The 12,246-nt window shown below is 44.7% G+C and carries 12 protein-coding genes; 1 reads left to right on the plus strand and 11 read right to left on the minus strand.

The window, feature by feature from the left end:
* Positions 1–93: 93 nt before the first annotated feature.
* From SPUTW3181_RS05315 to leuS, 10 genes are all read right to left on the minus strand, one after another.
* On the minus strand, positions 94–939 hold the full coding sequence (locus SPUTW3181_RS05315) for a septal ring lytic transglycosylase RlpA family protein (protein WP_011788406.1): 846 nt from the start codon (positions 937–939) through the stop codon (positions 94–96).
* Positions 923–1,987, minus strand: a complete 1,065-nt coding sequence (mltB, locus tag SPUTW3181_RS05320; protein ID WP_011788407.1) for a lytic murein transglycosylase B — start codon at positions 1,985–1,987, stop codon at positions 923–925. Before mltB ends, SPUTW3181_RS05315 begins: the two co-directional genes overlap by 17 nt.
* Before the next feature lie 16 nt (positions 1,988–2,003).
* Positions 2,004–3,110 (minus strand): rod shape-determining protein RodA, encoded by a 1,107-nt coding sequence (rodA, locus tag SPUTW3181_RS05325; protein WP_011788408.1) that lies wholly within the window; start codon positions 3,108–3,110, stop codon positions 2,004–2,006.
* On the minus strand, positions 3,107–4,963 hold the full coding sequence (gene mrdA / locus SPUTW3181_RS05330; protein WP_011788409.1) for a penicillin-binding protein 2: 1,857 nt from the start codon (positions 4,961–4,963) through the stop codon (positions 3,107–3,109). Before mrdA ends, rodA begins: the two co-directional genes overlap by 4 nt.
* Positions 4,964–5,024: 61 nt before the next feature.
* Positions 5,025–5,495, minus strand: coding sequence for a 23S rRNA (pseudouridine(1915)-N(3))-methyltransferase RlmH (gene rlmH, locus SPUTW3181_RS05335; RefSeq protein WP_011788410.1), 471 nt, complete (start codon positions 5,493–5,495; stop codon positions 5,025–5,027).
* The gene (gene rsfS, locus SPUTW3181_RS05340) at positions 5,495–5,824 is read right to left on the minus strand and encodes a ribosome silencing factor (protein WP_011788411.1); all 330 of its coding nucleotides are present in this window, start codon (positions 5,822–5,824) and stop codon (positions 5,495–5,497) included. The genes rlmH and rsfS overlap by 1 nt, the downstream gene beginning before the upstream one ends.
* Before the next feature lie 107 nt (positions 5,825–5,931).
* Positions 5,932–6,579, minus strand: coding sequence for a nicotinate-nucleotide adenylyltransferase (gene nadD, locus SPUTW3181_RS05345; RefSeq protein WP_011788412.1), 648 nt, complete (start codon positions 6,577–6,579; stop codon positions 5,932–5,934).
* 9 nt (positions 6,580–6,588) lie between these two features.
* Positions 6,589–7,620: a DNA polymerase III subunit delta gene (holA, locus tag SPUTW3181_RS05350; RefSeq protein ID WP_011788413.1), complete on the minus strand. Its 1,032-nt coding sequence runs from the start codon at positions 7,618–7,620 to the stop codon at positions 6,589–6,591.
* Positions 7,621–7,672: 52 nt separating this feature from the next.
* The gene (gene lptE / locus SPUTW3181_RS05355) at positions 7,673–8,167 is read right to left on the minus strand and encodes an LPS assembly lipoprotein LptE (protein WP_011788414.1); all 495 of its coding nucleotides are present in this window, start codon (positions 8,165–8,167) and stop codon (positions 7,673–7,675) included.
* A 20-nt stretch (positions 8,168–8,187) separates the two neighbouring features.
* Positions 8,188–10,767, minus strand: a complete 2,580-nt coding sequence (leuS, locus tag SPUTW3181_RS05360; protein WP_011788415.1) for a leucine--tRNA ligase — start codon at positions 10,765–10,767, stop codon at positions 8,188–8,190.
* A gap of 122 nt (positions 10,768–10,889) precedes the next feature.
* On the opposite strand from leuS, the gene SPUTW3181_RS05365 reads away from it, so the two are divergent.
* On the plus strand, positions 10,890–11,390 hold the full coding sequence (locus SPUTW3181_RS05365; protein WP_011788416.1) for a zinc ribbon-containing protein: 501 nt from the start codon (positions 10,890–10,892) through the stop codon (positions 11,388–11,390).
* Between the two features lie 100 nt (positions 11,391–11,490).
* Here the strand turns inward: SPUTW3181_RS05365 and SPUTW3181_RS05370 are convergent, their stop codons facing one another.
* Positions 11,491–12,150, minus strand: a complete 660-nt coding sequence (locus SPUTW3181_RS05370; protein WP_011788417.1) for a class I SAM-dependent methyltransferase — start codon at positions 12,148–12,150, stop codon at positions 11,491–11,493.
* Between the last annotated feature and the right edge of the window lie 96 nt (positions 12,151–12,246).

The raw sequence follows: 12,246 nt of genomic DNA on the forward strand, positions 1-12,246 counted from the left end.
CGAGTATACCACCCTTCGACAGGGGTTTTTAGTGAAGGTTCCTTCATTTGTGGTATTTTTCAGTTAAATCGATATCTTAGGCTAATTAATTTACTACTCATGAACTATATAGCTTTCAGGATATCCGTCTTGTTTAACTTTATTAAGCATCTTATCGGCGAGTTCCGCTTGGCCGATAGGACCGAGTTGTAGCCTAAACATATTGTTTACGGGTTGCACTCGGGTCTTAACTTGATATTTTCGCTCAAGTTCTTTTGCTATTTTATTCAGTTTGGCGCGATCCTTAGAGGCGACTAACTGAATGTAGTGATTGCCAGTGTCGTTGATGCTGGCAATGGCTGAACTGGTACCTGCAATACTACCGATATAAATCACCTCGAGTTTAATGCGGGCCGTACCAGTGGCAAGCATGCCGAGTTTATAGGCTGCTGCATAGGACACATCCAGAATACGATCTGAGTGAAACGGGCCGCGATCATTAATGCGGATAATCACTTGCTTATTGTTTTCTAAGTTAGTGATCTTCGCATAACTTGGCAGGGGTAAGGTTTTATGTGCCCCCGACATGGAATACATGTCGTAAGGTTCACCATTGGATGTTTCATAACCGTGAAATTTTTCACCATACCAAGAGGCTCTTCCTGTTTCGGTAAAGCCTTGACCCGTATTCATCACATTGTATGACTCGCCATAAACCGTGTAGGGTTTATTTCCCCTGCGGCTATAGGGTTCATATTTGGGCGTTGCATTTGGCACGTGATCCACATTCGGTGGATTGAGTGGCATTTTGTCATTTTTTAGCGAATAGCGCCCCTTATTGGGGTCCATATTTTTCTTGCTTACATTGGTACTCGCCTTGTCGGGTGTTGAAGAGCAAGCTGCAAGTGTGAAGCATATGAGCAAAGCTAAAAGCAGTGGACAGTTATTTTTTAGAGGCATGCTGTTCTTTTAATTGTTGGCTAAATTGATAAACGGCCATGGAATATAAAGGGCTGCGGTTATAGCGAGTGATCACATAAAAGTTATTAAGGCCAAGCCAATAGTCAGTTTGATCTGCTTGTTTGAGTTCAATTAGCAAGGCTTTTTGGGATATATCTAAGTTTCTTGCATTGGCTAAGGTTAAGGTCGGACTCAGAATGTCTGCGACGCTATCGTTAAGTTTTTCCCCAGCCCATACTTTAGCTTTGGGTGCTGATTTACTCTTGTTGACTAAGGGTAAGGCAACAGGTGCATTGGCCTGCCAACCATGTTCGTGGAAATAATTAGCCACACTGCCAATGGCATCCTCAGGACTTTTTAATAAATCACGGTTACCGCTGTTATCAAAGTCAACGGCATAATGACGATAGCTGGAGGGGATAAATTGTCCGTAGCCCATGGCGCCAGCGTAGGAGCCCTTGAGGCTATTGATATCTAAATGTTCTTCTTTGACCAACTTCATCAACTCGCCAAATTCCTTGCGGAAAAAGCTGGCTCTCGGTTCGTAATAAAACCCTAAGGTATAAAGCGCATCAATAACCGGATAGTTGCCTGTGTACTGCCCATAGAAGGTTTCAATGCCAATAATGGCAACGATAATCTCGGGTTCTACTTGGTATTTTGCTGCTGCTTTGGCAATCGTAGCGTCGTGTTTTTTCCAGAAGGCGAGTCCAGCTTCTAAGCGTTTCTCGGTTAAGAAGATGGGATAATATTGGTGCCAAGGTTTTGCTTCCCAAGGACGCGTTATCGCATCGATGACCGCTTGGTTATAGTTGGCCTTATTAAGAAAGGCGATAGTTTCCTCGCGAGTGAATCCCTGTTGCATTTGAGTTTGGATAAACTCTTCTTGCAACGCCTCTGGAAGTATTGGCGTTGGAGCTCTGACGGCTTCAACTGCTTGTTCACCAGCGGGAGTTTGTACTGTGTCGCTCGGGGTTGAGCATGCAATAAGGCACGAACTTAAACAAAGTAAACCCAATGGAGCTAAATAAGCTCGAAGAATAAGCATAAAAAAGTCCCTAAAATTATCTATCGACAAAACGTCTGTGGGTATGAATGCTCATTAGAATGCCAAACCCTGTCATCAATGTCAGCATTGAGGTGCCACCATAACTTATCAAGGGAAGCGGCACACCTACTACAGGCAGAATACCTGAAACCATACCAATATTCACAAAAACATAAACAAAGAAAGTCAATGTGATACTACCCGCGAGCAATCTTGCAAAACTGGTTTGTGCGCGGGATGCGATGACTAATCCGCGACCAATAATGTAGAGATACATGATGAGAAGGATAATGCTGCCCACTAAACCAAACTCTTCACCTATGACGGCAAAAATAAAGTCGGTATGACGTTCGGGGATAAATTCAAGCTGAGATTGGGTGCCATCAAGCCAGCCTTTGCCCCAGAGGCCTCCTGAACCAATGGCAATTTTTGACTGAATAATATGGTAACCCGCACCAAGCGGATCTTGCTCAGGATCGAGTAAGGTCAGTACACGAGTTCGTTGATAGTCGTGCATCAAAAAATACCAAAGGATAGGTAAAAAGGCCAAAATAGCGGCGACAAAGGTACCTACAATAGCCCAACTCATGCCCGATAAAAACAATACGAATATGCCTGAAGCGGCAACCAAAATGGATGTTCCAAGATCGGGTTGTTTTGCGATAAGTAGCGTAGGTACAAGTAAAATGACTCCAGCTCCCGCCAAATAGCGCTTTTTAGGGGGAAGTTGAAACTTACTAATATACCAAGCCATAGTAATAGGAAAGGCGAGTTTAATCAGTTCTGAAGGTTGGAACTCCATAAAACCTAAATTCAACCAGCGTTGTGCGCCTTTATTAATTTCGCCGAAAAAATGTACGCCGAGCAGCAAAACAATCCCTGCTAAATAAATAGGCAGCGCCCAGCGTTTCAGCGCTTCAGGATTGATTTGTGCCATAATAAACATAATGACCAGTGATAGCACCATTCGAAATAACTGGCGTTCCATCATGCCTAGATCTTCACCACTTGCTGAATAGATAACAAACAGTCCAAACCCCATTACGGCAAACAAACCAAGTAATAGGGGAAGATCGATATGCAGACGTTGCCAGATATTCTGATGTTGTGTATGGGCACTCATGGCGTTGGTTTCCAAGTGTCTCTAAGCATGTATTCATCCAGCATGGCACGAGCAACTGGACCTGCATTCGCACCACCCCAACCCGCGTTTTCCATGACGACTGCGAGTACGATTTTAGGATCTTCAAAGGGGGCGTAAGCAATCACTAATGCATTATCACGAAAGTGTTCTGCAATTTTATCCGCATCGTATTTTGTATTTTCAGCTACGCCAATTACCTGAGCCGTTCCTGTTTTCATTGCAGCTGAATAGTTTGCATCGGTGAAACGAGATTTATGAGCCGTCTGGCGCATCGCTTCATTGATAATATTCCAGTTACGAGCATTCTTAAGTTCTATTGGCGGTAACTCATTAACTGGAGTGTCAATTTTTGCCGTATTATCCTTGATAGATTTGAGTAAATGCGGCTGAAAACGACGCCCCTTATTGGCTAAAATGGCAGTAGCATTGGCCAGTTGTAATGGGGTTGCTGTCCAATAACCTTGGCCGATCCCAACTGAAATGGTGTCACCTATATACCAGGCTTGATTGTATTTTAAGCGTTTCCAATCCTTAGAGGGCATATTACCTGCGGATTCCTCAAAAATATCTATTCCGGTATTTTGTCCAAAGCCAAAAGGTTCCATAAAACGCGCAATGGCATCGACGCCAACTTTATAAGCTAACTCATAAAAGTAGGTATCACAGGATTCTATAATCGCACTATAGACGTTAACCCATCCATGACCCCAACGCTTCCAATCGCGATATTTACGTTCTACACCTGGGATTTGCCAAAATCCAGGATCCCAAATGCGAGTATGTTCAGTAACGACTTTTTCATCCAAGCCGAGTAGGGCAACCATCGGCTTAATCGTTGATGCGGGGGCATACTGTCCTTGGGTTGCCCTGTTGATCAAAGGTCGAGATTTATCATTGAGTAAATCATTGTAATCTTTGCTGTTAATACCTTGAACAAATTGGTTTGGATCATAACTTGGGCTTGATACTAATGCTAAAATGCCGCCATCTCTTGGATCTATCGCGACAATAGAACCCTTATGTCCTTGAAGTAACTCCACTGCCTTTTGCTGCAGTTTTAAATCGATTGTTAGATATATATCTTGCCCAGGCTCTGGCGGCACAATTTTTAAGGTGCGGATTGTGCGGCCACGGTTGTTCACTTCTTCTTCGAGATGGCCCGGAATACCATGTAGTAATGATTCATAAAACTTTTCAATCCCTTGCTTACCAATATCTTTGGTTGCAGCATAGTTTTTCCATAGATCACTACGTTCTAACTGGGCGCGATCACGGGTATTAATTTTTCCCACATAACCGAGCACATGGGTTAATTGGCTATTGTAAGGATAATTACGTTTTAGCCCTGCTTCGACAGAAATACCGGGAAATCTGTGCTGGTTAACACTAAAAATCGCCACTTGTTCTTCAGTAAGCTGGTTTTTAAGTGTGAGTGGTTTAAAGCGGCGATGAAATTTCAGCGCTTCGGTAAAGTTTTCTCGTTCTTCCTCGCTGATCTCAATGAGCTTGCCTAGCTCATCTAAGGTCTCTTGCATTTTTGAGATTTTTTCGGGGATAAGATCGAGGGAATAAAAGGGTTGGTTTTCAGCTAGGAGTATACCGTTTCTATCGTAAATTAAACCACGGCTGGGGGCGATAGGGACAACACGAATACGGTTATCGTTAGAGCGGGTTTCATAATCCTTATAGGATTCAACCTGTAGATGATAAAGGTTGGTCACCAATACGCTTAATAGGGCGACTACACAGCAAAAAGTGAATAGCGCACGGCGCTTAAAGAGTGACGCCTCGGCGGCGTGATCATGCATTGTTATCCGCTTTTTTGGCGACACTTATGCTTTCTCCGGCTGATCCCATAACGGGTAGTTGGCACTCGTTAACATTAAGATCCCACTATTCTCTGTGGTAAGGGTGATTCGTGTTTACACTCCACGCGCGGTATAAACTTTCTGCAACCACAATCCGCACAAGCGGATGGGGTAGGGTTAATGCCGAGAGGCACCAACTTTGGTGGGCAGCGTCTTTACATGCTGGCGCTAAACCTTCTGGTCCACCAACAAGCAAACTGACATCTCGGCCATCGAGTTGCCATTTACTCAGCGCAGTTGCAAGTTCTGGGGTTGTCCAGTTTTTACCGGGTAGATCTAAGCTAACAATATGATTGCCTTTGGGAATCGCAGCCAACATTTGCTCACCTTCCTTTTGCAGGATACGAACGATATCGGCATTTTTTCCCCGCTTTCCGGCGGGTATTTCGATAAGCTCCAGCGCCATATCACGGGGAAAGCGGCGCTGGTATTCTTCGAAACCACGGGTAACCCAATCGGGCATCCGTGTTCCAACGGCGATGAGTTGCAACTTCATCAGGCTTGCTTTTCTGACCAGAGCTTTTCGAGCTGGTAGAAGTCGCGGGTTTGATCTTGCATAACGTGCAGGATCACATCACCCATGTCTACAAGTACCCATTCACTGCTGTCACGGCCTTCAACACCAATAGGTGGAATGCCTGCTGCTTTTGCTTCAACGACTAGGTTTTCTGCGATAGCTTTAACGTGAGTCTTTGATGTACCTGAACATATGACCATGTAATCGGTAATGTTAGATTGCTTGCTAACATCAATCACAACGATATCTCTGGCTTTCAAGTCATCGATCTTGTCGACAACAAATTGTTTTAATTCCGCGCTCTGCACGCTGACTTACCTCATTAATTTTAAATAGCGCGGTAGTATATCAGTGTTAGACCACGGAATACATTGGATCGGCTGCCCTGTTTGCGATATCTAGGGAGATAATTAGGTTAAGACAAATAAAGTTGTTGTTTTTGAATGTAATTCAAGGTGACAGGCATAAGTGCATCCGTCGGGATTTTTCCTATGGCTAACGCTGAACGTATTTGGGTGGATGAGATATCTTGAGGTGTAATATCAACGGTGAAAATACGGCCATGGATGGGGTAATGTTTTTGGGGGGGATTTTTGAGTGTATCTATTGCTGCACTTCTCTCCATGAGTACTTGCTGCATAGGGTGTTCGTTTGATAAGTGCCAGCCCGGACGCTGGCATAGCACAAGATTGGCAAATCCAAATATTTGTTGCCATTTATGCCAGCTTTGTAGGTGGATAAATGAGTCCATCCCCATAATAAAAAACAATTCAGCATTTGGATATTGTGTGCTCAGTTGTTCGAGGGTGACGACTGTATAAGAAGGGGTATCTCGATTGGCCTCGATATCACAAAGCTCGAATCCCGCTAACTCTGCACAGACATCGGCCACCATTTTGAGGCGCTGCGCTGTGGATAAATTGGGCTGATGTTTATGGGGCGGGATATGGTTGGGCATTAGCAGTACTTTATCTAAGCCTAGCGCCTCTTTCACCTCTATTGCAGGGCGAATATGGCCGTAATGTATGGGGTCGAAGGTGCCGCCTAAAATACCAATACGCATATTCTTTACTTAATCTAAGGTTATATGGGCCAAATGTTGATGGGCTTTAGGGTCAAATAACAGACAAAGATGACTAAGCCCCGTCCAATCTTCTTTACCCTGTTGTTTTAAATTAAGCTCAATCTTGGATGCAAATACAAGCATATACTCAATTTGCTCTAGTGTTAGTCGTTGCAAAGCCGCTTGATACAAGGGTTTACGCTTATCCCAAATACGATGTTTTCCCCAAAGAGTATTCAACGCTATGCCTTGCGCTTGCTCATTTTTGAGATTGAGTAGCAGGTTTAGCTCTTTGAATAAGGTCCATAGCAAGATAGGTAAAGCAGTACCCTCACCATTAAGTTGGGCTAACATATGCAGTGCACTTTGTTGTTTATTGAGCAGTAGCGCGTCACTGAGTTGAAACACGGTAAAGCGGGACTGATCTTCAAAATAGTGGCTGAGTTCATCTGCACTAACGGGTTTGGTCGGGCTTAACAGTTGCAATAGTTGCATGGCTTGATCGGCTGCGAGTAAGTTACCTTCATACAGTGAATACAGCATAGCGCGGGCATCATTTTGCAGTTGTAGCTTAAAGTGCTGAAGGCGTGAGTCGAGCCAGCGCATAAACTGATCCCCCTCGGGCGTTGCGCAGGGAATATACATACCCTGGGCATCGAGAGTCTTAAACCATTTGCTGTTAGTTTGTTCGCTAGACAGTTTTGGCCCCTCGATAATCAGTAACATATCAGGATTGGGCGTCTGTAATAGGGATTGTAATGTACTCGAGCCTTCTGCGCCGGGTTTAGCTTGGGGAAGTGTAAGTTCTATCTGGCGTTTACTGGAAAACAGACTCATAGCCTGCCATTCCTGTGTGAGATCATTCCAATTAAAGCCCGTTTCTTGGATCAGTTGGACTTTTTCATCGAAACCTTGGCGTTTAGCCAATTGGCGTATTTGATCCTTAGTTGTTTCAATTAACCAAGGATCATCGCCAAAAATCAGGTAACAGGGCAATAGTTGATTGAGGTGGCGAGAGAGTTGATCTGGATAAACTCTCATTTAGTCGTAGTCCAGCATTAATGATAAACCCGCATTTAATTGTCATTCCGCATTAATTTACCTCAATACTTGCCATCGATTGTAAAATACGATCGGCAGCTTGAATGCGCATTTCTTTGACTAGCAGTTCCATTTCACGACTCTTAGCCAATGCGGTGCGGGGGTCGTCCAAGTAATCACGTCGAATTTCAACCCTAAAGGGTTGCGCCTCTTTACCGGGTAAGGCTACGGCAAACTCTACAAAGTAAATTAACTCGTATTCAGCCACATTCCCAGTGGAATAAAGCGATAGTGTCGAGCGCTCTAACGAGTCTGTTATCAACCTTAACACGGGAATATCATTAGCAGCATCAACTACTTTAACGTTGTTCAGGCGCAAACGCTCACGCACTAAGCGGGTGAGTTCACTGTATTCATCCGGGCTAGTCAAACTTAATTGATTGAGCACGTTTGGGATCTGATAACTTCGTTGGAGCTTAAAACCGCAACCAGCACTGGTCATAATGACCAGTGCGATAATTGCGAAAGCTAACCGTTTAATTAGCATAAGTTTTCGCGGTTTCCTATTTAATTTGCCACTATGCTGAGCAGTTTACCTGGTACATAGATCACTTTACGTACTGTCAGGCCATCTAGGTATTTGATCACATGCTCATCATTCATACCCAAGGCTTCAACTGAGTCTTTATCCGCATCGGCGGCAACAGTGATTTTAGCGCGAACTTTACCGTTCACTTGTACCACAATCAGTTTACTGTCTTCTACCAAGGCAGATTCATCAACAACCGGCCATTGGCTGTCTTCGATGCTGCCTGTATTACCTAAGTCATTCCACAAGGTAAAGCTCACATGTGGAATAATGGGGTACAGTAAACGCACGACCGCAGATAAGGCTTCACCGATAATGGCTCTGTCTTGGCCTGTGGTTTGTGGCGCTTTTTGCAGGTGGTTCATCAGTTCCATTACGGCGGCAACCGCAGTGTTGAACATTTGACGGCGGCCGATATCGTCGGTCACTTTGGCAATGGTTTTGTGGACTTCACGGCGCAGCGCTTTTTGCTCGCTTGTTAACTTGCTGACATCTAAGGCTTCACTGTTATCTTGGGCGATATACTCGCTTGCAAGCTTCCACAGACGTTTAATGAAGCGGTGTGCGCCTTCAACGCCAGACTCTTGCCATTCCAGGGTTAATTCTGGCGGTGAGGCGAACATCATAAATAGACGCACAGTGTCTGCGCCATATTTTTCAACCATCACCTGCGGGTCGATACCGTTGTTTTTCGACTTAGACATCTTGCACATACCAGTGTAAACCAGTTCGTTGCCGTCTTTGTCTATAGCCTTAGTGATACGGCCCTTGTCGTCTTTTTCGGTGGTCGCTACATCTAAAGGAGAAACCCACACACGGGCGCCTTTTTCGTTGATGTAGTAGAAAGCATCAGCCAACACCATGCCCTGAGTCAGCAATTGTTTGGCTGGCTCGTTAGAGTTAACCAGACCCGCATCACGCAGCAACTTGTGGAAGAAGCGGAAATATAACAAATGCATACAAGCGTGTTCGATACCACCAATGTATTGATCTACGGGTAGCCAGTAGTTGGCTTTAGCGGGATCTAACATTTCGTCTGCCTGCGGGCTGCAGTAACGGGCATAATACCAAGAGGATTCCATAAAGGTATCGAAGGTATCGGTTTCGCGCAGTGCATCTTGACCGTTCACTTGGGTTTTGGCCCATTCTTTATCGGCTTTGATTGGGCTTTGAATCCCGTCCATCACCACATCTTCTGGCAGCAATACTGGCAGTTGATCTTCAGGTGTTGGGATCACAGTGCCGTCAGCTAAGGTCACCATAGGGATTGGTGCGCCCCAGTAACGCTGACGTGAAACACCCCAATCGCGTAGACGATAGTTGACTTGGCGCTTGCCTTTACCTTCTGCCACTAACTTGTTAGCGATGGCATTAAAGGCGGCGTCAAAGTCTAAACCGTCGAACTCGCCAGAGTTAAACAGAATGCCTTTTTCGGTGTAAGCGGCTTCACTGATATCGACTTCGCCATCAACAGGCTTGATCACAGCTTCAATCGCTAGGCCGTATTTTTTTGCAAATTCAAAGTCACGTTGGTCGTGCCCAGGAACTGACATTACGGCACCTGTGCCATAGTTCATCAGCACAAAGTTAGCGGCCCAAATCGGCACTTGCTTGCCAGTGATGGGATGAATGGCGAAAAGTCCTGTAGCGACACCGCGTTTTTCCATAGTCGCGAGTTCGGCTTCAGATGTTGTGCTGTTTTTGCACTCATCGATAAAGGCGGCAAGCTCAGGATTCGTTTGCGCGGCGATTTCTGCCAATGGATGACCTGCGGCAATCGCCACATAGGTCACGCCCATTAAGGTATCTGGACGCGTGGTGTAGATATCGAAGGTTTTATCGTGACCTGCCACGCCGAAGGTCATTTCTACGCCTTCACTGCGACCAATCCAGTTACGCTGCATGGTTTTGACCTGTTCTGGCCAGCCATCTAAGGTATCGATATCGTTTAATAATTCTTCTGCATAGGCAGTGATCTTAATAAACCACTGTGGAATTTCTTTTTGTTCCACAGGGGTATCACAGCGCCAGCAGCAACCGTCTTGTACTTGCTCGTTCGCCAGCACGGTTTCATCGTTTGGACACCAGTTGACGGAAGCGGTCTTTTTATAGACTAGGCCCTTCTCGTACAACTTAGTGAAGAACCATTGTTCCCAGCGATAATATTCTGGGGTACAAGTGGCGATTTCACGGCTCCAATCGTAACCAAAACCTAGCAGTTTTAGCTGGTTTTTCATGTACTCTATGTTTTCATAGGTCCATGGCGCAGGTGCTGTTTTATTATTAATCGCGGCATTTTCTGCAGGCAAACCAAAGGAGTCCCAACCAATTGGTTGCAGCACATTTTTGCCTTGAAGACGCTGGAAGCGCGCAACGACGTCACCTATGGTATAGTTGCGAACGTGTCCCATGTGGAGTCGGCCAGAAGGATAGGGAAACATCGAAAGGCAATAAAACTTTTCTTTGTTTGCGTCTTCAGTGACTTCGAAGGTTTTGTTGTCATGCCAGTGCTTTTGCACTAAGGCTTCAATTTCTGAGGGATTATATTGCTCTTGCATCACTCTATTTCCGGCAGTGCCGCCTATTTATTTGATCTAACGCCATATCGGCGCGAATAAGATCTGCATAGAATAAACTAGAAGTGATGCATTAAAAAGGTTCCTATGAAGGAGTATTGGTTATGAATGAGAGAAGTGGCGAACTACTAGGACTGTACCAAGCCTTAATTACCGAGGTGAAATCGCAATTTGCAGAAGATAACACGCTGACTGCAAAGAATTTATTTAAATCTGTCACACAAGGTAAGGAGTTTTTGCGTCTAAAAGAACAGGCCAAAGAAGATGAGCTTGCTTTGGTGGAACAATTTTTAAAGCGTGATATTGCCAGCTTTCTTCGAGAACAAAATGCCGATAGTCTCAGCCATAGTCCCAGTTTAATCGTGCTGGAAAATACACTCTGGCATTGGTTAAGTGAGATTACTGATCGTAGCCAAGTGGAATGGCATGAGTTAACACAGGATTTTAAACACCACGGTTATTACCAGAGCGGTGATATTGTTAATCAAGGTATTATGGTCTGCACCAATTGTGGCCATGAAATGAGCATCGAATTTCCCAGCGAAATTCCAGATTGTCCTGAATGTGATAATGAAGAATTTACCCGCGAGCCGCTAACACCTTAACCAAGGTGATGATGTTATGCAGTTAAAACGACGCCTCAGCGTCGTTTTTTTTGGGATTGATTAGACCTAAATTGCTCATATTTGCATTCACTAGGCAATATCAACTGTTGGTTCGAGAGTAGCTGAGGATTTGCCCACCGAAAGGCGCTAATAAAAATTCAGTGTGAATGGGTTTATGTTGTGAGTGTTCGTAACCTAAGGTCACCATACGTTTACTGAATTTTGCATGATTGCCGCGACCAGGGTCGACCAAAATCACATCGCAAATAGGTTTGGCGTGTTGCTCAATAAATTGCGAAAGCAAGTCTGCATGTTCCTGCTCATACAAAAGATCACTGCCGATAATTAAATCAAATAACCCTAATTTTGATGTTTCATCTGCCCAACCCGTTCGTACAAAGGGAATAGTACGCCCCTTATTCAAGGCTACATTCTGTGCAAGAAAGCTGCCTGTTTCTGGGTGATAGTCAGTTGCCGTGATATCGGCGAGCCTATGATTCAGTACTAGACTGGCGAGCCCTATACCGCAACCTACTTCTAAAATGCGTTTACCCTCAATTGGGTACTCCAACATATGATGCGAGAGAACTTGCTCAGATGGCCAGACTATGCCAAATAATGGCCAAGTTGCAGATGAGATACCGAGCTTTTCTGCCTCGCCATTAATATCTTCAAATTCCTGATTATCTCTTAGGGTACGAATATGAATATCGAGGACACCAAACTCATGGGTTTGGTAGCGGATCCTTAAGGGAGCCATAGATTTGCCTTAGTAAAATGATACGAGGCAATAGAACTCGGCCGCGAATGATGCTGCACTCTAGCGCGAAACGAGGGCGTTTCCTAATTTATTTTT

Source organism: Shewanella sp. W3-18-1 (genome assembly GCF_000015185.1).
Lineage (GTDB): Bacteria > Pseudomonadota > Gammaproteobacteria > Enterobacterales > Shewanellaceae > Shewanella > Shewanella putrefaciens.

Bases quoted from the DNA above. Each gene is read 5' to 3' on its own strand.
- SPUTW3181_RS05315 (WP_011788406.1), bottom strand. From the start codon at position 939: ATGCCTCTAAAAAATAACTGTCCACTGCTTTTAGCTTTGCTCATATGC.
- mltB (WP_011788407.1), bottom strand. From the start codon at position 1,987: ATGCTTATTCTTCGAGCTTATTTAGCTCCATTGGGTTTACTTTGTTTA.
- rodA (WP_011788408.1), bottom strand. From the start codon at position 3,110: ATGAGTGCCCATACACAACATCAGAATATCTGGCAACGTCTGCATATC.
- rlmH (WP_011788410.1), bottom strand. From the start codon at position 5,495: ATGAAGTTGCAACTCATCGCCGTTGGAACACGGATGCCCGATTGGGTT.
- nadD (WP_011788412.1), bottom strand. From the start codon at position 6,579: ATGCGTATTGGTATTTTAGGCGGCACCTTCGACCCCATACATTACGGC.
- holA (WP_011788413.1), bottom strand. From the start codon at position 7,620: ATGAGAGTTTATCCAGATCAACTCTCTCGCCACCTCAATCAACTATTG.
- lptE (WP_011788414.1), bottom strand. From the start codon at position 8,167: ATGCTAATTAAACGGTTAGCTTTCGCAATTATCGCACTGGTCATTATG.
- leuS (WP_011788415.1), bottom strand. From the start codon at position 10,767: ATGCAAGAGCAATATAATCCCTCAGAAATTGAAGCCTTAGTGCAAAAG.
- SPUTW3181_RS05365 (WP_011788416.1), top strand. From the start codon at position 10,890: ATGAATGAGAGAAGTGGCGAACTACTAGGACTGTACCAAGCCTTAATT.
- SPUTW3181_RS05370 (WP_011788417.1), bottom strand. From the start codon at position 12,150: ATGGCTCCCTTAAGGATCCGCTACCAAACCCATGAGTTTGGTGTCCTC.